Raw genomic sequence first — 21,198 nt, 5'->3', positions numbered from 1 at the left:
TAGTCTCTGCCCTGACAATTAATCTTTTTGTCGTCGCGTGCAAGCGGTATTGCGTCAATCGACTCTGAGGGATATGGTCATACCGCAGGGGGGGCGCTTTTGGCTTTGGCGTCTAGTCCGGCATTATATATTGTTGCCCATTTAATGTTCCAGGTCATGGAAGCTCTTGGCAGCGCGCTTTACTGACAAGACTTAATACTTCGGGAGAGTGCTATGGTCAGCGTCCTTGGACGTCGATTGATGCAGGCTGCGACTTGCTTGTCATTGTTTGTTGGTTGGGACTGCGCGCTTGCTCCCGCGGTGGCCGCAGGGCAGCCGCCTGCGACACCCGCCGATTTTTGTCCTCCGTCGCCCGTACGCACCGATGCGATGGATAATCCCAGCAAGCACGCTTGGGATTTGTTCGCTACGTTGGTCCAACCTGCGGTCGCGACAGACCCTAAATCTCGCGGAGTACCAGACTGTTCGCGCCGTCCTGGAGCGCCAGGTACCACTTCTGTTTGGGAGACGTGGAAGTTAGCAGATAGCGAGGTATTCAAGGACGACGGAAGTTACCCGGCCGATTGGACCGATGCGAACGACGAAAGACATCTTTTTGGTCAGGCGCCTGGGCAGCAGCCAGGTTTTCATGAACAAGCCGCATTAAGCGCAAGGTTCAATACATCAGGAGAGGGTGTCTATATCGGAAGCGTAGGCGGTCTCGGCGAGACATATATGAACAAAGCGACGTTCGACTTCATTCGTACGAATTGTCTGTATAGTCGAGATGGATTGGCGAGGTACGCTAAGGCGGTACTTGATAAGGCGGTCGGACCGATCACTTTCCCTCCAGAGAGCATTGAAGTCAAAGCTGCTTGGGTGCAATTCACCGATGCCGAGATTGGGTCGGGCGTTCCAAACAATTTCTATTCAATAGTACTCTATGTGAAGAATGGGCAGCTCAGCTCTGGACAATCAACAGGAGCAACGAAAGTCGTCTTTGGGCTACAGACGCTTCACATCCTCACGAAAGACGTTCCAAACTGGTTCTGGGCGACCTTTCATCACAAGATATTCGCTGGAAAGCCGCTCCCCAGCCAACCTGGAAGGGAGTATCCCGACACAGCGCAAATGCCAGCCAGTCTCGCGGGAACCGTTTGGGAGAACTATAAATTGGGAGGGACGCAGGTCAATTTCGTGGACACGACCGGCTCTCCAATTGTGCTTTCAGATGCCCATATCGAGAATGGCTTTGTAAACTCCTCGTGCATTAGCTGCCATTCATACGGTGGATGGGACAAGAAAGCCGCATCACCGCGATTTTTCAACCCTCTGAACACCGGATTGTTTCAGATCGGGTTGCCTAACCAAGAACCCGTGCCAGATGGTGCTGTACTTGCCAAATCTGTTGACGGTACGCTCGTTCCGTGGCCAGGCTTCCCATCGGCCAATCTGCAGGTTACGCGTAATAATGTATTTGACGACTTCGTCCAGACCGACTTCGTGATGTCAATACCGTTCCGTGCAAAGCCAGAAACTGCAGGTCCGCCGCCCGCCTCCTGTCCATTTCAAAAATGAAAGGGGGCTGACGAGATGAGTGTCAGGCGCTGTTTGGGCGCGATGCTCCTGGCAATCGCGGCTTTAGTGATTGCATTGCCAAGTAATGGAGCAACCGATCGCCCCGAGGGTGATGGCCACGCGGCGACATTAGGTCCACTTACCTTTTCTGCCGATCAGGCTGGGGCCGGTCGGACCAAATTCCTTTCGACCTGCGTGCTTTGTCATAAGGCCGACCTCTCGGGGGGATTCGGCCCCCCCCTTAGAGGCTCTGTCTTTACACAAAAGTGGTTCCCTGGCAGCGTCAGTGCCCTGTTCAGTTTCATCAAAACTAATATGCCAAGGAACGCGCCTGGAACTTTGAGCAACGCAGAAGTGAGCGCACTGATCGCATTCATCTCAAGCGAAAATGGGAAAACGGCGGGCGACGTCGCTCTGCCAAGCGACTTGATGGCTCTCGCCGGGATAGGTTTCGATCAGCTTACATCTTCGGCCTCGCCTTGAATAACAAGTGAACAGCCGTTGGGCGCCAGGCGGAGGCACAGCGGTGGCGCTCATGGATGTATCCGTTCGCTATCTCGCTTAGGCAATCTGATTAACAATCCGCTTTCGGCGCCCGACTGCGGCCATTCGCCAACTGGCTGCGAATAGTCCAAAGTCGTCTACAGTCGAATTGTGCAAATTCGCCGGTGCTCGGTGGGCCAAACGGATGCGAAACCAAGCAGCCGCTGTCCTGTGTCGGTTTGCTTACCGCATCCGCTGGCGGAAATGGCGCCCACGCGCCATTCTGTTTGGCGCTGCGAAATCGCTACGGAAATGATGCAGTCAAAAGGATGCATGCCGCGACAGCGACTACATTGTTGTAGCCTTTTCAACAGCGTAAGAATCCGACGGTATTTGGAACGGTATTAGGAAATTTATGGCAGCAATTGGACTGCAAAACCAGTGTGTTGAAGGTCCGGTTGATCATCGAGTGGGAGTAGGGAGATTAGGCGGCGATGGTGTGTTGTCGCCTCCGCTGGAGTTAGCGCTGATTGCCTGACAGCACTCAAACGTGATCGGGCACGAATGTAAAGCATCGTCGGAGCCGTTTAGAGCCTTGGCATATGACGTGCAATACGCGGGTTTGAGCGAGCGACGATGGCTCGGCTGAAAGTTGGCTCGAACGTACTTTGCGGACCGCAAGGGGCGATAACTCTGGCAACCGATTCGGCATCGGGCAGCGCGTTGGCTGTTTCCAGGAACATCCTTGACTGGATTGCGTTTCCTATTCCGGACCTTTCCAAAACAGGGAGAACGGTGTCATGGACTGGAACCGCGTGGAAGGAAACTGGAAACAGGTGAAAGGCAAGGTCAAGGAGCAGTGGGGCAAACTCACCGATGACGACCTTGACCGCATCGCCGGCAAGCGCGATCAACTCGAAGGCAAGATCCAGGAGCGTTACGGCATCGAAAAGGACCGCGTGCGGCGCGATGTCGACGATTGGTACGGGCGGCAGGGTTGGTAGGCATGTGAGCCCCGGCTGTGGCCATTCCAGGACGCGGCCCAACAGTCCGGCAGGACCATGCGGGCGCTGAGCCTTGTCGTCGGTTGAGTTTTGCAGCAAGGATTTCGTACTGTGGCTGAAAATATCTCTCGCAAGCAGGAGCAACGGGGGACAAGAAGAATTGTCACGTGGGCGATCGCAGTTATCGCCGTGATTTTTCTTGCTCTACTGGCTATATTCGTGTTCGGCCCGTTGCTATGACTTTCATGGCGATGATTGAGCTGTCTCCGATCCGGGGATGATCGGGCATTGGTCGGGGACGCGGGCAGCGGCCACCAGTGAGCAACTATGCTTCAGGCGAGGGCATGCGGCCAGCGCTGCTTCCGCGGCCAGCGCTGCTTCCGCGGCCGGACGACGCCAAGGCGGCGCACCTATATCGACCGCCGTCGCGCGGCTAGCCGGTCTGCAGTGCCGGCACAAAAACCTGTTTCACAAGAATCTTGCTGAACACGATTTCGCCGGGAACATATCAGGAAAGGATTGGTTTGGTGGCGGTACACCCAACCAGGAGATCCACCATGATCGTCAAACTTCTGTCCGCCGCTGTGCTCGCGCTCACATTGGCCACATCGGCAGTGGCACAGTCGAACAGTTCCGGCTCCAACAGCGGTTCGGGCTCGAACGACGGCACCGGGGCTACGTCGGGAAATACCGGCGGCAACAGCGGCACCGGCTCTGGAACGTCCGTGAATCCTTCCGATCCGAGCACTACAAATTCGACAAATTCCACAACGAAATCAGGTGGCATGACTGACCGCTGCAAAGATTCGGCAGGCAACGACATCGACAACAACACCGCGACCGGCACGACAACATCGAATGTGCAGAACTGTAATAAATGACCCGGCTCCTCAATCCGTTGCCGGACCAGTGCTTCGGCAGCGCATTGAGCGCTGAGAGCGGTAAGCGCAGATGAACCGGCAGGCCGCCAAGCAAGCGCCGCCCCAATTCTGGTGGTTGGCAGGAGCATCGGCGGCTGTCGTCATCGGTTTTGCCGTCTTCGCCAGCGGATCGGTTCGCAGCAACAGTCTGCGAGAAACCACGCTTGTGCAGGCGATCGGCGGCGACCCTCAACGAGCCATCCCGGCCATGATCCGCAACGGCTGTGGCGGATGTCACGAAATCCCGGGGGTCCCCGGCGCCCGTGGTACCGTCGGTCCCTCCCTGCAGGGCGTCGTCGAAAGAGGATATATCGGGGCATCGCGAGCCAGCCCGGATGCGATGATGCGCTGGATCAGCAGAGCGCGGGACGTAGACCCGAACACGGCCATGCCCAATACAAATCTGTCGCCTCAAGAGGCGCGCGACATCACCGCCTATCTCTATGCGCGGACATGAGGCGCACTGAACTGGTCCGACGGCGCAGGCGCCTTGCCAGCAGAAGCAGCAGCCCAGGCATCAACACGGCGGCGCACGCCACAAGTGATTGAGCCGCCAGAACCATGATTGTCTGGCCTGTTGTCGAGCCGGCTCGCATCTGGCGTATATCGGCCGCGGTAACGCTGACGTCGGGATTTCCGAACCGAGCGGTGACGTAATTTGCAAGGGCTGCCACCTGGCCATCGTCCAGCCAGCCGCCGAAGGCCGCCATCGATTTACGCCCCGCCACGTCGCCAGCTTTGACGCCTTCAAGGATGGTCATGGCGACATCCTCGGGCGTGGCCGCGCCGGGGGTGCTGTTGCGGGTCAAGGACGGATAGGATCCGTCTGACGATCCGCCTCCGTTCGCCCCATGGCACGTCGAACAGAGCGATCGATAGAGATCATCGCCGGCTGCGGTCCCGCTGCCTTGCGTCATCCCTTCGGTTCCAGCATCGCCGTCGGCCGTGGCCGCGTTACCCCATGAGAACCGCGGCTGCTTTTCGTCTCCCGATTGGGCGGGCACGTCCCTGAGATAAGCGACGATGGCCTGGATATCGTCATCGGAAAGATGTTGCAGGCTGTTCATGACCGTTTCCGCCATCGGCCCGCCCGCATAAGCCTTCCCGGGAACGGCGCCGGTTTTGAGAAATCGAGACAGCTCTTCGTTGCTCCAGCCGCCGACGCCTGCGATCTTGTCGCTGGTGATGTTGAAGGCCTGCCAGATGCCGGCGGTGCCGCCGGCAAGCTTGTGGTCTTCATCCATGCCGAACGTCGCATTCCTTGGCGTGTGGCAGGCACCGCAGTGGCCGAGCACCTCGACCAGGTAGGCTCCCCTGTTCCATGCGGCGGTCCGGTTCCGATCGGGCGTGAAACTGCCGGTATGCAGGTTCGCGAGCTTCCACAGCGCAACTGTCCAGCGCTGGTTGAATGGAAAAGGCAGGATGTTTCGCGGCTGCGGCTGGGAGATCGGCGGCTGCGCCAGGAGGTAGGCCCGGATCGCAAGCACGTCCTCGCGGCTCATCGCGGCGAAGCTGTCATAGGGCATGGCGGGATAGAGATCGGCTCCATCGCGCCTGATACCTTTCCGCACGGCCCGCACGAACTCGTCGGCGGAGTAGCGTCCAATGCCCGTGTCAGGATCAGGTGTGATGTTGGTCGAGTATACGTCGCCGAAGGGTGTCGGCACGCGATAGCCTCCAGCGAACGGGCGGCTCGGATTGGACGTGTGGCAGCCGATGCAGTCGGCCGCTCGGGTAAGGTATTCACCCTTCTGGATTTCGCTCGCCCGCAGCTCAGTGCAAAGCGCCAACGATGCCAAGACGAGCGCGACCGCCCGGGAGGTGACGGCCGGGAATGGAATGCCCGCGGCAGGCCAAGGCGGGCACCGGCGGACGGCCAATCTCCGGGTCTTTGACCTCGTCACAGTTCGCACCCGCTGAAGATCAGCCCTGCCATCAGCTGCGCCAGCAAGATGAGCGTGAACAGCGCCCCGATGCCCACGGAAGTCCTTGCAAGGAATGCGCGCGTGCGCGCCTTCCGGGGCGGAACCGTACCATGTCCGCGGTCATGAACGGCGTGCCACGACAGCAGCGCGCCTGCCAGGGCGACCGCGGCGCCTATCAACGAGAACAAGGCAGTGGGACGAAAGCCGGCATGGCATTGCCAGGATGCAATCGAATAATCGAGCTGCAGCGTTATTGCCCACGCAACTGGTCCGCTGACCAGGCCTGCCCAGGAAACGCCGGTACGGATCGCCTGCATCTCACATCCTCGGAGCCCAATAGATAACAAGATAGAGCACGACCCATGAGACGACGACGAAGTCCCAGTAGAAGGCGTTGTCCGAGACGTCGCTGAAGCGGCGGCCTGCCTTGCCTTTTTGCGTGAACATGAGAACCGCCAGGACGATCGTGTCGCCGACATCGGTAAGGAGATGCGTCGTATGCAGCCCGAGCAGGAACCAGACGATCGATCCGTAAGCGTTCTGATCCCAGGAAATCCGCAGAGCCGGAAATTCCCAGATGCGAACGATCAGCGGAAGAATGCCGACGATCGACATGACGACCATGCCAAGGCGAACTTTCGCCAGGTCCTGGCGACGTGCCCAAACCTCGATCATGTGGTTGGGCACGACGCTCGCAACCAGAATAACCAGTACTGCCGTCCCCGGCAGCAGATCTGGCGCAGGGGCCCCAATGGGCCAATGCCGGGCCAGCACGGCCAGATAGAAGTAAGTGCCTATCGCCAAGGCAAAACCGGTTGCCTCGAGGGCAATGAAGGCAAGGGTTCCCCACCACATCGGGCTCGCTGACCCGAAATCGTATGTGGGCAGGTGACTGACGTCGGCGACGGGGCGGTGCCTCATTCCTCGTCCTCCGGTTCGCCTTTCGGCCAGAACCAGCAGATAAAGCCGATCGAAACCGGGATCGCTCCCCAGACCACCGCCCACGGCGTGTATATCGAACCGAGAAATGCGCCGCCGACTGCGATGGCCGACAGCAACGGCCAGATCGAGTTGTCAGCCGATGGTACCCTTACTTGCGGCATCGCATCGGCGACCGTGCCGGCGAGCACCTCGCGGGCGTCGACACGCAGACCTTCGACCACTGGGAGCACATCGGGCTCGGCCCAAAGCGGTTCGCGGTGAGTTACCACGGGCAGCCGCGAAAAATCGTAGGAGGGCGGCGGCGACGTCGTCGCCCATTCGAGCGTGCTCGCGCCCCAGGGATTGTCTCCTGCAATGCGGCCGTTGCGGAGGCTGAGAAAGAGATTCAGGAAGAAAAGCGCGAAGCCCGCGAACACCACCAGCGAAGAGAGGCTGATGAAGAGGTTCATCTCGCCCCAGCCGCTCGCCGGCGGATACGTATAAACGCGGCGCGGCATGCCTTGCAGACCGAGAATATGCATGGGGAAGAAGGTGAGATTGAACCCGAGGAAGACCAGCCAGAAATTCCAGCGGCCGAGCCTCTCGGACAGCATGCGTCCGGTGATCTTGGGAAACCAGTAATAAACGGCGCCGAGCAGGGGGAAGACGGCGCCCCCGACCAGCACATAATGGAAATGGGCAACCACGAAATAGGTGTCGTGCACCTGCAGGTCGAGCGGCACCGAGGCGACCATGACGCCGGTCAGGCCGCCGATCACAAAGGTGAAGATGAAGCCGAGAACGAAAAGCATGGGCGTGGCGAAGATCGGCCGGCCGCCCCAGATCGTCGCAATCCAGCAGAAGATCTGAACGCCGCTCGGAATGGCGATCATCATCGAGGAAGCGGTGAAGAAGCTCTCGCCGAGTTGCGGCAGGCCGGTAGCGAACATGTGGTGCACCCACAGGCCGAAGGAAAGAAAACCGATCGCGATCAACGACAGCACGATCCCGAGATAGCCGAACACCGGGCGGCGAACGAAGGTCGGCAGGATCGCGGAAACGAAGCCGGTCGCCGGAATGAAGATGATATAGACCTCGGGATGGCCGAAGAACCAGAACAGATGCTGCCACAGCAGTGCATCGCCGCCTGCTACGGGGTCGAAAAATTTTGTGCCGACCAGGCGGTCGAGGATCAGCATTGTGCTCGAGACCATCACGGCCGGCATGGCGAACAGGATGACGAAAGCCGTAACGAGGACGGACCAGACATAGAGCGGGATGCGGTCGAGCGACATGCCGGGGGCACGTTGTTTGAAAACTGTCGCGATGATCTCGACCGCTACCGCGAGGGCGGACACTTCGGTGTAGGTCACCATCTGCGCCCAGAAATCGGGGCGCTTGCCGACGCCATATTCGGGTCCGGCGAGCGGCACATAGGAAAACCAGCCGGCATCCGCACCGGTTTCGAAGGCGAAGGCGATCCAGATCATCAGCCCGCCGGAAAGATAGACCCAGTAGCTGAATGCATTGAGCCGCGGAAAGGCGACATTGCGAGTGCCGATCATCAGCGGCACCAGGTAAATGGCGAAAGCTTCCATCACCGGCACGGCAAACAGAAACATCATCGTCGTGCCGTGCATGGTGAACAGCTGGTTGTAGAGATCGGGACCGATATGGCCGGCCTCAGGCTGGGCAAGCTGGAAGCGCATGGCGAGCGCTGACAGACCCGCAAGGATGAGAAACAGGAAAGCCGTCACGATATAGCGCCGTCCGATCAGCTTGTGATCGACCGTGACCAGCCAGCCGTAGAAGCCTTTCGGCGTTCGCCAGGCATGCGCCAGAAAGGCGCGCAGTCTCACCTCTTCGAGACCGGTGTCACGGATGCCTTTCAGGGCCTCCTGAGTGTGCTCGGCCGGCTTTCCCGCAAGGCCACTCATTCGAGGCTTCCGAGATAGGTGACGACCGCGTTGAGATCGTCGGCGCTAAGGGCAATGCGCGGCATCTTGGCGCCGGGCTTTATCGACTGTGGATCGGCGATCCAGGCGGCGAGCGCGCCAGGGGTCATGGCGAGCGTATCCGCGGCCAGTGCGCGTCGGCTGGCGAGATGAGTTAGGTCAGGTCCCACCGTTCCGCTGGCAGGCGTGCCTCTTATCGTGTGGCAGAGCGCACAGCCGGTGGACAGAAATGCCTGTTGGCCGCGGCGCTCTTCGTCGCCGCCAGGCGCGGATGCGACGGCGTTTTGCCTGGATTGCCATGCTTCGAACGCTTCGCGGCTTTCCGCGATGACGGTGATGGCCATATGGGCGTGCTGATAGCCGCAGAATTCGGCACACTGGCCACGATAGATGCCGGGCTTATCGGCGACGAGTGTGAGCTCACTCGGCCGGCCCGGAATGAGATCGCGCTTGCCGGCAAGGTTCGGCACCCAGAAGCTATGAATGACATCGAGCGAATCGAGTTCGACCTTGACCGGTTCGCCAACCGGGACATGGATTTCATTTGCCGTGACGATCGATTGGGACCGATCATCTCCGGGATACCGGACCTCCCACCACCATTGGTGCCCGGTGATGCGCACGGCAAGCGTTTCCGTTCCACTCAGCGAAGCAATGGATTTGCCGGCGAAAAAACTCGCTATCGTCATCATGACGAGCACCAGAACGGTCAACGCAATGGCGCTGCCGACAGCGCGGGTAAATCGGCGCTCCTGACGAGAATCGATCTCGAGCGGCGAGCGCGTTGTCTCGGACAGGCGACGACGCAAAAGCGCTGCCGCCAGGATCAACATGACAGGCAGCCACGTGGCCACTGCGATTGCGCTGAAAGACCAGATCAGATCAAGGATTCTCCGGGCATTCGCACCGTGTGCATGGAGGGCCGATTGCTTGTCGCCGCATCCTGCCAAGGCCAATATCGGCGCTGCGCTGATCGCCCTCAAACGCCGTTGCGCGGCCGTTCCCTGAACGGTGCCAGGCAAGATTTGCCTAGGACATGTGGGGGCAAGCGACATTCGCGGTCGTGTCAGCCTGCGAGAGCTGGCCAACGGACTCATGCACCTCGCCATGAAGGATCCACCATCGTTGCCAAGGCCATAACGCGGCTGACTGAAAAAGGATGCTTGGCAACACCCCCCCGGCTGAAAACCGACGCGAAGCGGTGCGGGTTAGACGATGCGCAACTGCTGGAAAGCCTGTTGCCGCGGACTGCTCGTTTGAATCCAGAAAGCGACCAGGAGCAGTGCGGCTCCGCCATAGATCAGGCCGGCGGGAATCCACATGATCAAGCCTGCAAGTTGCTGGTCCTCGAGCGGGTTGAGCCCCCATAAATCCGAGCCGATCGCATTATCCGGATACCACAGCCTGGGCGAGACGACGAGCAACACCCCGAGCAGCCCGGTGTGGAGGGAGGTGAAGAAAAGATGCATCACGGCATTGCCGCAAGCCTGCTCGCGGCCAAGGCGAGGCAGCAGCACCCACCAGAACAAAAGCCCGCTACCGAGGAAACTCGCGTGCTGGGCATAGTGCAGGAAGCCCTGCTGGAGGGCAGCCTCGAACAGCGCCGGGACATGCCAGATCCATATCGCGGCTCCGTGCAGGACGGTCGCGACCACAGGACGGCTGATGAACGCCCAGACCGCCCGAAGCGCATTTGCATGTCCAGCCACTCCGAATATCTGGCGCAGCTGTACCGGCAGGGCCCACATCATCGCCGCCGTCGGGCGGGAGGCAACCAGCAGAGGCGCTGCGACCGCCATCAGCAATTCGTGCTCGATCATGTGCGCCGCAAACACATCTTCGCCCAATGCATGGATCGGGCTTACAAAGGCGAACGCCAGGACGGACCAGCCGGCAGCAAACAGCAAGGCCTGCCGCGATCGCAAGCGACGTCCACGTCCGCTCCGTCGCCACAGCCGGCCAGCGCCGGCAACATACAGCAAAAGGATTGCCGCCAGTGGCAATGTGATGGGTAGCGCCAGAGTCCAACCAGCCTGCGGAGCGCCGTTGCCATAGCAAATCGAGGTCGAAAAGAGCGCGTCGAAGCTCATGATCCGCATCCGTCACCCGGAAGAGCGCGGGTTCATCTGGAAAGATTCAGAATGAAGCCACTGAGGCGCGCTGTTCCACCTCCCTGCGCCGCCTCTAGGCATCCATCATCGATTTCGCCGGCTCACGGGCGATATTTTCTTCTATGCGTTCGTGTCCCGGCGTCCGCGGCAGGGCCTGGCGGAAGTTCTTGGCGTAGTCTGCCGGCATTTTGGGCGGCATCAGCGGCTCATAGGCATCTACCAGCGCTTCGATCACGACAGGGCCTTGCGTGGCGAAAGCCTGGTCGAGAACCGTCTCGATCTGATCGGCCCGCTCGATGCGAAAACCCTTTGCGCCCATTGCTTCTGCCGCCTTGGCAAAATCGATCGGCTGCAATTCGCAACCGAATTGCGGGTTGCCCAGAAACATCATCTGCTCCCAGGCGATCTGATTGAGCATGTTGTTCTTGATCACCAGAACCTTCAGCGGGATCTTGTAGCGCACCGCCGTCGAGAATTCGCCGAGCTGCATGGCAAAGCCGCCATCGCCGACGATGGCGGCAATCGGTCGACCGGGAAACGCTATGCCGGCAGCGATGGCGTAGGCCAGACCGCAAGCCATCGACGCCAGCGATCCGGACACCCCAAATGCCTGGCCGCTGCGAAGATCGACATGGCGGGCGGCCAGCTCCGTATTCTGACCGGAATCCGTGGCCAGCACTGTGTCGTCCGCCAATCTTTGTCCGAACGCCCGGGCAATCGCTTGTGGCTTCAATGGTTGCGCCTGCATGTCTTCCGACTGCCGCATCATCTCGCGCCATTTTCTCATGGTCTCCTGGGAACGGCGCAGGAATTCATCGGAGGGCTTTTGCGTCAGGCGCTGGTTGAGCGCGCGCAATGTCTCGGCCGCGTCGCCGACGAGGCCGGCCTCGACCGGAAAGCGCAAGCCGATCCGTTGCGCATCGCAGTCGATCTGGACGCCACGGGCCTGTCCGGGCTGCGGGTAGTATTCGATGTAGGGGAAGGTCGAACCGACAATCAGCACCGCGTCACAGTTCTCCATCGCCTCTTGCGAAGCCAGGGTTCCAAGAATGCCGATCCCGCCGGTGGTGTAGGGATGGTCGTCCGGCAGCACCGCCTTGCCCAGCAAAGCCTTCGCGACAGGCGCCTGCAGCAGGCGCGCCGTGTGTTCGAGTTCGGCGGCCGCGCCGATGGCGCCGCGCCCGGCCAAGATCGCAACCCGCGAAGCGTCATTGAGAATGGCGGCGGCTTTGTCGAGCTCAACGTCCAGCGGTACGCTGTGACCGGCGAACATATCCTGCGGCGTGTGCGCCGGGCGATTGCGCTTGGAGCGCTTCGACGGATCACGCTCCTGCTCCTGGATGTCGCTGGCAATCGAAAGATGGGCGACGCCCTTGCGCGCCAGCGCCGTTCGGCAGGCAAGGCTGGCGACGTTTTCCATATGCGCGGCATCGGCAACATGGGCGTTATAAACGGAGACATCGTTGAACACGCGCGTCAGATCGACATCCTGTTGCGTGAACGTCTCGATCAGATCGTGGAACTGCATGCCCGTAATCGCCAGCACCGGAGCCTGGTCGAGCTTGGCGTCATAGAGGCCGGTCAGAAGATGTGTTCCGCCGGGGCCGGACGTCGCAAGGCACACGCCCAGCTTTCCTGTCCACTTGGCATATGCACATGCCATGAAGGCAGCCGACTCTTCATGCCGGACCTGAACGAAGGCAATTTTGTCGCGCCGCGTCCGCAACGCTTCCATGACCCCGTTTATGCCGTCTCCCGGCAAGCCGAACACCACCTCCACGTCCCAGGCGACGAGTGTGTCGATCAGAATTTCTGCTGCATTCGGCATGTCAGGGTAGCTCCGGGTGGATGGTGTCCGAACCGGTGAATCCCGAGTTGGTTCCTTCGTCGCAATAAATCGTGACAGGTTTCTGGGGCGATCTTCCTGGGGCGGTTTATTCGATCTGCTCGAACGTGCATTGCCGTGGCGCCTTGTCGGGGCGCCAGCGCAGCAGTTTGGTGCCATGGCGAAACCGATTGCCGGTGACGTGGTCGAAGCGGACCTCCACCACCAGTTCAGGTTCCAAAGGCTCCCATTGTCCGCTGCGCTCCGTGCTCCAGCGGCTCGGGCCGCCGGGCGCCTTGCCGGTGAATCCGGGCTCTGACCGCAGCCCTTCCAGCCGGCGCGTGAGCGCTCCTCTGTCGGTCCTGGCGATGGTCGACGTGAAGCCGACGTGATCGAGCTTGCCGTCGTCATTGTAGAGGCCGAGGAGCAGTGAGCCGACCTCACGGCTACCCGCGAGATAGCGGAAACCGCCGACAACGCAATCGGCGGTGCGCCTCGGCTTTACCTTCACCATCGCACGTTCGCCGCACAGATAATGCTCGTCGAGCACTTTGGCCACGATGCCGTCGGTCGATGCATGGCCGGCCCCGTTCAGCCATCGAGCCGCCGTCGCTGCATCATAAGTGCACTTCGACAGGCGAAGATCCGGACTGTTCGAGGAGGTCACGAAGTCCTCGATCGCTCGCCGCCTTTCGACAAGTGGTTTGCCCGTGATGACCTCGCCGCCCGGCCTGGCAAGCATGTCGAAGAGGATCAGACTGGCAGGCGTCTGCGAACTCAGTTTGCGGATTCTGCTTTGTGCCGGGTGAAGACGCATCTGCAGCGCCTCGAAGGAAAGCTCACCGTCCACCTCGATGACAATCTCGCCGTCGATGACGAAATGCCCGCGCTTGAGGTCACGCAGGATCTCCGTGATTTCCGGAAAATAGCGGCCGAGCGGCTTGCCGGATTTGGCGCGCAGGTCAACGGTGTCGTCGCTCTTGAAAGCAAGGCAGCGGAATCCGTCCCATTTAGGCTCGTACTGCCAGCGGTTCCCATCCCTTGGGATTGCATCGGCAAGCCTGGCCTCCATCGGAGACGTATCCAGCGGGAGCGGGAAGGCGTTTATCGGCTCATGCACGGATCAGGCCTCCAAAACCGGTTCAGGAACGGCTCCGGCTTTTCAACTTCCAGGACAGCACCGCGTTCCATCTGACGGGTTCATGGCAGGTCCTTCGCGATGGACATTTTCATTTGCCGCCGGAACCCGGTGACGGCTGGCCGCTTTGATGTCATCGGCGGCGCGAAAGGAGATGCCCATCGACCTCTCATTGTGGACAGCTTTTGTCGGAACCGTCATTCTGATGCAGGTGCCGCCAGGCCCCGACAGCATGCTGGTGATGGCCCGCGGCATCGGACACGGGCGCGGCGTGGCGTTGTTCACGGTACTCGGCATGACGCTGGGCGCCGGACTGGTGCAGCTTCCGCTGATTGCATTCGGCCTGTCTTCGCTTGTCCACGCCTCGCCGGTGGCATTCAATCTGCTTCGATGGGCCGGGGCGGCCTATATCATGTGGCTGGGTTTCCGGCTGCTGCTTTCAGCCTCGGCAACCATTCCCACAGGTGACATCAAGGCCCTGCGGCCGCTCGCCGCCGCCCGGGAAGGAATGATCGCCAATCTGAGCAATCCCTGGCCTTTGATGTTCATGGTTGCGTTCCTGCCGCAATTTGTCGACCCGCATAGGGGCTCCGTCACGTTGCAACTGGTGCTGCTTGGCGCAACACAGAAGATAACCGGTGTGCTGGTGCTGGGAGCCTACGCCTTGGCATCGGGCGCGGTCGGCGCATGGGTCATGCGGCACCCTCGCGCAAGGCTTTGGCAGCAGCGGCTCGCCGGCTGTCTCATCATCGGCCTCGGCGTGCGGATGGTGATCGGCGGCAGTACGAGCCGCTGACTTCAAGAAATAGCTTTTGTGCCTGAAGGACTGGCTTTGACACATGCATTCTCTTCTTCAGGCAAACGGAGCATTCGCTTTGACGTTCGGCTCCGCCGCCGTCGCGGGCCGGGACCGTGTCCAGGAACAAAAAACCTGACCGGAGGTTCGAATCTCGATCTCAATGCAGCTGCAACGCTTCATCGCCATCCGATTGGAATGTTCGTCATGATTTCTTGCGTGGCCCCGGTAAAGACGCGCCTTCAATGAACAAGCCGCCCGAGAATGCTGGCCAAAGGGAAAGCAGGCGAAAAGGGGGCGGCGTCGTTCGGGCTCTTGGGCTTGGCCTGATCACCGGCGCGGCCGATGACGACTGCTCGGCCATCGGTACCTACGCCAGCGCCGGAGCGCGGTTCGGCCCCGACCTGCTGTGGACGGCACCTGTCACGCTGCCGATGATGTATCTCGTCGTCTACCTTTCATCCAAACTTGGCCAGGTTTCGGGTCGCGGGCTTTTCCAGGTCATATCGGACTTCTATCCGCGTTGGCTGCTATGGTCCGTGCTGGTGGGCGTGCTGATTGGCAACACGATCGAGGCAGCCGCCGACCTTGGCGCCATGTCGGCGGCTATTGTGCTGTTCGTTCCGCTGCCTGCTCCGTTGGTCGTCACTGCCGTTGCGGTCGTCATTTTTGCCCTGCAGGTGCTCGGATCGTACAAATTGATCCGAAACGTGTTCCGGTGGCTGGCTCTGGCTCTGCTTGCCTATGTGGTCTCCGCGGTACTTGCCAAACCGGATGCCGCTTCCGTCCTGCGTGGCACGCTGTTGCCACAAATCGAGTTCAGCCGAGAGTACCTGTCCATCCTCGTCGCCATCGTCGGGACCACTCTCTCCGCATACCTTTACACGTGGCAGTCCAATCAGGAGGTGGAGGAGGAGATCGCCAAGGGTCGAACGAGCCTCGAAGAGCGCAAAGGCGCCACCGAGGGTGAACTGCGCCGATCCCGCCGCGATATCCTGATCGGCATGACGTTCTCCAATCTGATCATGTATTTTATCATCCTTTCGACCGGGTCGACGCTCTACAAGGCCGGACACACGCAGATCGAGACAGCGGCACAGGCGGCCGAAGCGCTGCGGCCGCTTGCCGGCGACGCTGCCGGCATTCTCTTTGCGGCCGGTGTAATTGGCGTCGGCTTCCTGGCCGTGCCGATCATGACCGCTGGCGCTGCTTTCGATTTCGCCCAGGCGATGGGATGGAAGAATAGCCTGCATGCCAAACCCCGGCAGGCTCCCAAATTCTACATCGCGATCGGGGTCATAACGCTGGTGGCGGTGGGTCTCAATTTCTTCGGCTTCAACCCGATGAAAGCTCTCGTCTGGTCCGGCATCGTGCAAGGATTTTCAACGCCGCCGCTGCTGCTTCTCATCCTCATCATGACCAACAATCGCAAGATCATGGGCGACAAGGTCAACAGCACAAGCACGAACATCCTGGGCGGCGTGACGACCCTGGCGATTTTTGCGGCGTCGGCGGGATTGGTGGCAAGCTGGTTCCTGTAGCTCGCATGGCATGACAGATGTTCAGGCACGGTGGAACATCGGCGGTCAAATCCCGTTGAGACGCTTGTGGGAGAAAGGAGGTTGTCCATGTCAAAGTTGCAGGCCGCAACTCCGGACCGTTTAAGGCAGCTCAGGCTTGAAGCTTCAGCACATTTCGCTCCGTTGATGCTGAACGAAGCCCTGTTGCGCCTTTCCCATGCCTGCGGAGGCGACAGCCTCGACCGCTTCGAGAAAGCCATGGTTGATCAAATCGAGGCTGCCAAGGACGATCGGGCCGATTTCGAAACGATCAAGGAACTCGCGATCGAGCAGCTTTACGCCCTGGTCCGGAACGCCAACGATTCGCCGAAAAAGAAACAGTCGCTGGAGAAGATCGACACGCGCAGAACGCCCGGCCGGTCCGAAGAACCACGCACGCTCGAGGACCAACTGCAGGCGGGGTTGGAGGATTCCTTTCCGGCGAGCGATCCGCCTTCGGTGGTGTCCACGACCATTTCAGGCGGAGCAAAGAAGCTGGTCGGGACCGACGAGGTCCTGGAGAAGCAGCGGCGACAAGCGTCCAGCAAGGAAGATCGCTCGTAGACCGCGGTGCCGGCTGGGTTGGCGGCAAACCAAAGAGTGCGGACGCGCCAACGGAAACAGCTGACGCCATCGCATCAAAGTTTGACAGCCGCCTCCCGCGCCCAGAGCCGCAGTTTGTGGCATGACTGCACAAACGCAGCTACCGAAGCTGCCGAATCCAGCCGCCTCAGCCCCTCATCGGCATCGGGAGCGACGCCTGCTTTGATCAGGAGCGGCTCGGCCCCGGAGGTGAAGCCGATGAACTTGCAATGCGCAAACGCATCAGACACGAAATCCTTCGCAGCGGCCTCCTTGACCAGTAGCTCGGCGCCCGCCTCGGAGAGGAGCAGCACCACCGCGTCGAACAAAACGGATGGACCGCCGTCGATCATGTGCCTTGCTTCGATGTGGGTGCCGTCGGCGGCTTCGGCGCCGCCCACCTTGGGCGCAACCACCTCCATCACCGCGCCTTCCGCTTCGATGGCGGAACGAAGTTCCTCGAACAGCGCGACATCGGCTCCATCGCTGAGCATGACACCGACTTTGCGGCCTTCGAAACTGTCGGGCCCGTTTTGGATGATGCTGAGCGCCGGCGACGGCGGCAAGTCATCGCGCGGTGGAACGGCGGCTTCGGCAGGTTCGGGCATGTCACGGATGCCGAGCTTGTCGGCGACCGTGGTCGCCAGCGTTTCATCGATGTTCAACAAATGCGAAACCATGCGTTCGCGGATCGCCGGCGCCTGGACCTTGCTCAGTTCAAACGTCAGCGCCATTGCGATGTGACGCTGCTCCGGTGGTGTCTGGCTGTTGAAGAATTGCCGGGCCTGGCTGTAGTGATCGGCGAAGCTCTCCGCGCGCAGACGTACTTTCTGCCCTTCTTCGGCATCGGAGAAAGAACGGAAGCCACGCTGCGGATCCTCGCGCGGTCCCAGTCCCCATGAGTTCGGTTCATAGTTGGCGCGACCGGCCGGATTGCGCATGGCCATGTGCCCGTCCTGTTGAAAATGGGCGAACGGGCACTTCGGCGCATTGATCGGCAGATGGGTAAAGTTCGGACTGCCCAGCCGCTTCAATTGGGTATCGAGATAGGAGAAGTTGCGGCCCTGCAGAAGCGGATCGTTGGAGAAATCGATTCCGGGCGGCACATTCTGCGTCATGAATGCAACCTGCTCGGTCTCGGCGAAGAAATTATCCGGCATCCGGTCGAGCACCAGCCGACCGACCGGAATTGGTTCGAGAACCTCTTCGGGAATGATCTTCGTTGCGTCCAGGATATCGAAGTCAAAACTGTCGGCAAACGCCTGATCGAACAGTTGCACCGTCAACTCCCATTCCGGGAAATTGCCGGCCTGTATGGCCTCCCACAGATCGCGGCGATGGAAGTCGGGATCGGCGCCGTTGATCTTGACCGCCTCGTTCCAGACCACCGATTGCATGCCGAGCTTGGGTTTCCAGATGAACTTGACGAAGGTGGATTCGTCCTTGGCGTTGACGAGGCGGAACGTGTGCACACCGAAGCCTTGCATGAAGCGGAAGGAACGCGGGATGGCGCGATCCGACATGATCCACATCACCATGTGCATCGATTCCGGCATCAGGCTGATGAAGTCCCAGAAATTGTCGTGCGCCGTCTGTGCCTGCGGAAAAGCACGGTCGGGCTCCTGTTTGGCGGCGTGGATCAGATCGGGAAACTTGATGGCGTCCTGGATGAAGAAGACCGGAATGTTGTTGCCGACCAAATCCCAATTGCCTTCCTTGGTGTAGAGCTTGACCGCAAAGCCGCGCACGTCGCGGGCGAGATCGAACGAGCCCTTGTTGCCGGCAACCGTCGAGAAACGAACGAATGCCGGCGTCTTTTCACCAGCTCGCTGGAAAATGTCGGCACGTGTGTATTTGGCAAGTGAGTCGTAGGTCTCGAAATAACCATGCGCGCCATAGCCGCGGGCATGGACGACCCGTTCCGGGATGCGTTCGTGGTCGAAGTGGAAAATCTTCTCGCGAAAGTGAAAGTCTTCGATCAGCGATGGTCCGCGTTCACCGATCCGCAATGTGTTTTGGTCGTCGGAGACAGGCGTTCCGAGCGCCGTGGTAAGGACAGGCGTGTCGTCTCCCGCGATCTGGTGCAACTCGCCGCCATTTCCGCGCGCGCTATTCTGATCCAGTCCACTTGCCGATTGGCGAGCGGAGGGGCGAGCGGATTTGGCCATGACAGCTCCTCGATCGATACTGGAAGGTTGAAGTGGCAAGCCATCAAACTGCCGGTGAACGGCTTTGTTCCCGTAAAAAAGCGGACGCTGTAGATACCACTGTCGAAGGAGGCGTCGCTGCTGCGGCGATGGTATGCGCCGATCGCATGACAGATATCTCCGCCCGCGAAGAATTGTGAAGAGTTGTCTCCAGCAAGAGGAACGAACCAAACTTCCATGCATTTAGCTGAGGCTGCGTTCACACACTCTTTCTTCTGGGAGCTGGACCATTGTCATCCGGAGGCTGCCTTTTGGCCGACCAGGAAACCAATGAAGTTTCCATCGTTGACCTGATACCCGCCCTGCGGGCATTCGCCCGCACCTTCTGCCGCGTCCCCGACGATGCTGACGATCTCGTGCAGGAGACACTGACCAAAGGTCTCGCCAACATCGACAAGTTCGAACCCGGTACGCGAATGAAGTCGTGGCTCTTCACCATCATGCGCAACACCTATTATACCCGGGTCAAGATCGCTGCCCGGGAGGCGCCAGGCCTGCTCGACTGCGCCTCTTCGAGACCAATTTCGGAAGCCACCCAGGAATGGACCGTTCAGAGCAGGGAAGTTCACGGCGCCATTCAAAGACTGCCTGAACACCAACGCGAGGTGCTGATGCTGATCGGCGTTTTGGGAGTGAGCTACGAGGAAACCGCCGACATATGCGGTTGCGCGGTCGGGACGGTCAAAAGCCGCCTGAACCGTGCGCGCGCCAACATCCTTGAACTCCTAGGGGAGAGTTCGCTGGAGACATTGATGGAGAGGAGAAACCAGCTGTCGGACGGTCAGCTCGACGTCGAGGTCGACAGCCGCAGATAGTCAGTTGTTCACGTCGCGCCGACGCTTCTCGACGAGCGCGTTCTGCAATTCGATCGCCAGCTTGGTGAGGCGGTCCGGAATCTCTTCCTGCTCTATGGCTGCCAGCAGGGAGGCAATCTCCCGATCCACCGCCATCTCGACAAGCGGATCCGCGGTATCGTCGCTCGAACGAGACATCACATTCTCTTGATAGCGGTCCCTTGATCGTAGTGTGGTGATAAGCGCCCGGCATTACAAGCCTGTGTCCACCGCCGAGAAGCTGACCGGCGGACCCTTGCACAGGTTTATTTCCTTGCTCCTTGGTCGCCCCGCGGACCACAGGCCCGCGCGGTGGCGTTCAGTCCTTCGGCAATCGATTAGCGGCGTAATCCTCCGGACTTGATCCGATTGCCGTCCAGCCCGCGCTCCTCCTTCGAATCGAGGACACTCGTTGGTGCCCTTTGCTCGACGTCCGAACTGGCATCGTGCTGTAATGTTCCGTCTCACCGAGCGAGCAAAAAAGCGTTGCCATCCCATGATCGAAACGGCTTCTCACCGTCGATGAGGACCCGCAATTGATGAGCTTGCGCCAGACGGCCGATATCGTCGCGGTCTGAGAAAAGCGATCCGCGATAGGAATAGTTCAGCAAGGCGAGCCAGCCCGGCCGTTTCAGAACGCGCGCAATTTCTTCGAAATGCCGCTCTGCCATGCCGGCCAGAACCAGATAGGGAAAGCTGTCGACCGCCAGCACGCAATCGAAACTGGCATCGTCGAAATCGGCCAGATCGAGACCGGAGGTTTGTCGTAACTCGACATTGCCGAGTGCGGCGCATTGCTCTGAGGCGATGGAGATCATTCGCGACGATATATCGATACCGACCATCCGCTTGAAGGATTTGCACAGCGCACGCTCGAAACGGCCGATGCCGCAACCGATGTCGAGAATGCTCCGTTCCCTTCCGGTGAATTCTCGGGCTTCCAGCCATGCGACGATTTCGTTGGTCGTGGCTGTGAGCCTTTCCTCATCGCCGAGGGATGCCAGTTGGACACTCGCGGCTCCCGAAATCGCTGCCGCGGCATCGAAGCTGGACGCCAGCCGCATGACGACAGCGGCATTCGTCTCGTCCTCATTGCGCTCATGGCGAACGGCGCCGCCCGTCGCTCGCAACATGGCAAAGACGTCTGGTTTGCAGCGCAGCAGTCCGGCGACCTTCCGCAATCTTGCCGCGTCGCCGGTATCCGCCGGACGGACTTTCAGCACGACCTCCGCCAATTCCGCTGCCCCAATTGTGGGCGGCAGGTGGAGCGCCAGCCTGACGAGAACACCTTCGGCGCAAATACCGTCGGCCATGCAGTCTTCAACCGCCAGCCTGACCGATGTCCGGCGCTGGGCGCCTTTCGGTGCGGTTACACTCATGGG

19 protein-coding genes are annotated in these 21,198 nt (G+C 60.2%); 8 read left to right on the top strand and 11 right to left on the bottom strand.

What is annotated here, in order from left to right:
• Window positions 1-213: 213 nt before the first annotated feature.
• From A9K65_RS35380 to A9K65_RS29860, 4 genes are all read left to right on the top strand, one after another.
• Window positions 214-1,557, top strand: a complete 1,344-nt coding sequence (locus tag A9K65_RS35380) for a hypothetical protein (protein ID WP_140696752.1) — start codon at window positions 214-216, stop codon at window positions 1,555-1,557.
• A 1,283-nt stretch (window positions 1,558-2,840) separates the two neighbouring features.
• Complete coding sequence (locus tag A9K65_RS29870; protein WP_013533227.1) at window positions 2,841-3,044, top strand: CsbD family protein; 204 nt, start codon at window positions 2,841-2,843, stop codon at window positions 3,042-3,044.
• A gap of 557 nt (window positions 3,045-3,601) precedes the next feature.
• The gene (locus A9K65_RS29865) at window positions 3,602-3,925 is read left to right on the top strand and encodes a hypothetical protein (RefSeq protein ID WP_013533226.1); all 324 of its coding nucleotides are present in this window, start codon (window positions 3,602-3,604) and stop codon (window positions 3,923-3,925) included.
• A 70-nt stretch (window positions 3,926-3,995) separates the two neighbouring features.
• A complete protein-coding gene (locus A9K65_RS29860; protein ID WP_064993458.1) occupies window positions 3,996-4,421 on the top strand; it encodes a c-type cytochrome in 426 nt (141 codons plus the stop codon).
• On the opposite strand, the gene A9K65_RS29855 is transcribed toward A9K65_RS29860, so the two are convergent.
• The 8 genes from A9K65_RS29855 to A9K65_RS29820 form a co-directional block, all read right to left on the bottom strand.
• Complete coding sequence (locus tag A9K65_RS29855) at window positions 4,393-5,631, bottom strand: cytochrome c (RefSeq protein ID WP_198327535.1); 1,239 nt, start codon at window positions 5,629-5,631, stop codon at window positions 4,393-4,395. The genes A9K65_RS29860 and A9K65_RS29855 overlap by 29 nt on opposite strands.
• A 233-nt stretch (window positions 5,632-5,864) precedes the next feature.
• Window positions 5,865-6,206, bottom strand: coding sequence for a hypothetical protein (locus A9K65_RS29850; RefSeq protein WP_063170140.1), 342 nt, complete (start codon window positions 6,204-6,206; stop codon window positions 5,865-5,867).
• Window position 6,207: 1 nt separating this feature from the next.
• Complete coding sequence (locus tag A9K65_RS29845; RefSeq protein ID WP_013533222.1) at window positions 6,208-6,810, bottom strand: cytochrome c oxidase subunit 3; 603 nt, start codon at window positions 6,808-6,810, stop codon at window positions 6,208-6,210.
• Window positions 6,807-8,747, bottom strand: coding sequence for a cytochrome c oxidase subunit I (gene ctaD, locus A9K65_RS29840; protein WP_063170141.1), 1,941 nt, complete (start codon window positions 8,745-8,747; stop codon window positions 6,807-6,809). The genes A9K65_RS29845 and ctaD overlap by 4 nt, the downstream gene beginning before the upstream one ends.
• Window positions 8,744-9,715, bottom strand: a complete 972-nt coding sequence (coxB, locus tag A9K65_RS29835; protein ID WP_348629577.1) for a cytochrome c oxidase subunit II — start codon at window positions 9,713-9,715, stop codon at window positions 8,744-8,746. Before coxB ends, ctaD begins: the two co-directional genes overlap by 4 nt.
• Before the next feature lie 258 nt (window positions 9,716-9,973).
• Entirely contained in the window at window positions 9,974-10,855 is an 882-nt protein-coding gene (locus A9K65_RS29830; protein ID WP_064993467.1) for a cytochrome c oxidase assembly protein, read from the bottom strand.
• A gap of 94 nt (window positions 10,856-10,949) precedes the next feature.
• Window positions 10,950-12,704 (bottom strand): thiamine pyrophosphate-dependent enzyme, encoded by a 1,755-nt coding sequence (locus A9K65_RS29825; protein ID WP_063170143.1) that lies wholly within the window; start codon window positions 12,702-12,704, stop codon window positions 10,950-10,952.
• Between the two features lie 106 nt (window positions 12,705-12,810).
• Entirely contained in the window at window positions 12,811-13,821 is a 1,011-nt protein-coding gene (locus tag A9K65_RS29820) for an ATP-dependent DNA ligase (protein WP_027164032.1), read from the bottom strand.
• Between the two features lie 172 nt (window positions 13,822-13,993).
• Here A9K65_RS29820 and A9K65_RS29815 point away from each other — a divergent pair, with 172 nt between their 5' ends.
• The 3 genes from A9K65_RS29815 to A9K65_RS29805 all read left to right on the top strand — a co-directional run bounded on the left by A9K65_RS29815 (window position 13,994) and on the right by A9K65_RS29805 (window position 16,758).
• Window positions 13,994-14,635: a LysE family translocator gene (locus A9K65_RS29815; RefSeq protein WP_013533216.1), complete on the top strand. Its 642-nt coding sequence runs from the start codon at window positions 13,994-13,996 to the stop codon at window positions 14,633-14,635.
• Between the two features lie 245 nt (window positions 14,636-14,880).
• Window positions 14,881-16,176 carry an Nramp family divalent metal transporter gene (locus A9K65_RS29810; protein ID WP_064993461.1) on the top strand — a complete coding sequence of 432 codons (1,296 nt, stop codon included), beginning with the start codon at window positions 14,881-14,883 and terminating at the stop codon, window positions 16,174-16,176.
• An 87-nt stretch (window positions 16,177-16,263) separates the two neighbouring features.
• Window positions 16,264-16,758: a hypothetical protein gene (locus A9K65_RS29805; protein WP_013533214.1), complete on the top strand. Its 495-nt coding sequence runs from the start codon at window positions 16,264-16,266 to the stop codon at window positions 16,756-16,758.
• Window positions 16,759-16,832: 74 nt separating this feature from the next.
• On the opposite strand, the gene A9K65_RS29800 is transcribed toward A9K65_RS29805, so the two are convergent.
• The gene (locus A9K65_RS29800; RefSeq protein WP_064993462.1) at window positions 16,833-18,944 is read right to left on the bottom strand and encodes a catalase; all 2,112 of its coding nucleotides are present in this window, start codon (window positions 18,942-18,944) and stop codon (window positions 16,833-16,835) included.
• 290 nt (window positions 18,945-19,234) lie between these two features.
• Between A9K65_RS29800 and A9K65_RS29795 the strand changes: the two genes are divergently transcribed.
• Window positions 19,235-19,798, top strand: coding sequence for a sigma-70 family RNA polymerase sigma factor (locus A9K65_RS29795; protein WP_013533212.1), 564 nt, complete (start codon window positions 19,235-19,237; stop codon window positions 19,796-19,798).
• On the opposite strand, the gene A9K65_RS29790 is transcribed toward A9K65_RS29795, so the two are convergent.
• The gene (locus tag A9K65_RS29790) at window positions 19,799-19,975 is read right to left on the bottom strand and encodes a hypothetical protein (protein ID WP_084015719.1); all 177 of its coding nucleotides are present in this window, start codon (window positions 19,973-19,975) and stop codon (window positions 19,799-19,801) included.
• 305 nt (window positions 19,976-20,280) lie between these two features.
• Window positions 20,281-21,195 carry a class I SAM-dependent methyltransferase gene (locus A9K65_RS29785; protein ID WP_064993463.1) on the bottom strand — a complete coding sequence of 305 codons (915 nt, stop codon included), beginning with the start codon at window positions 21,193-21,195 and terminating at the stop codon, window positions 20,281-20,283.
• Between the last annotated feature and the right edge of the window lie 3 nt (window positions 21,196-21,198).

The sequence above is a fragment of the Mesorhizobium sp. WSM1497 genome (assembly GCF_001672455.2).
In the GTDB taxonomy this organism is placed as follows: Bacteria; Pseudomonadota; Alphaproteobacteria; order Rhizobiales; family Rhizobiaceae; genus Mesorhizobium; species Mesorhizobium ciceri.
Note: the sequence above shows the minus strand (reverse complement) of the source record. Positions and strands in the feature narration are given on the sequence as shown.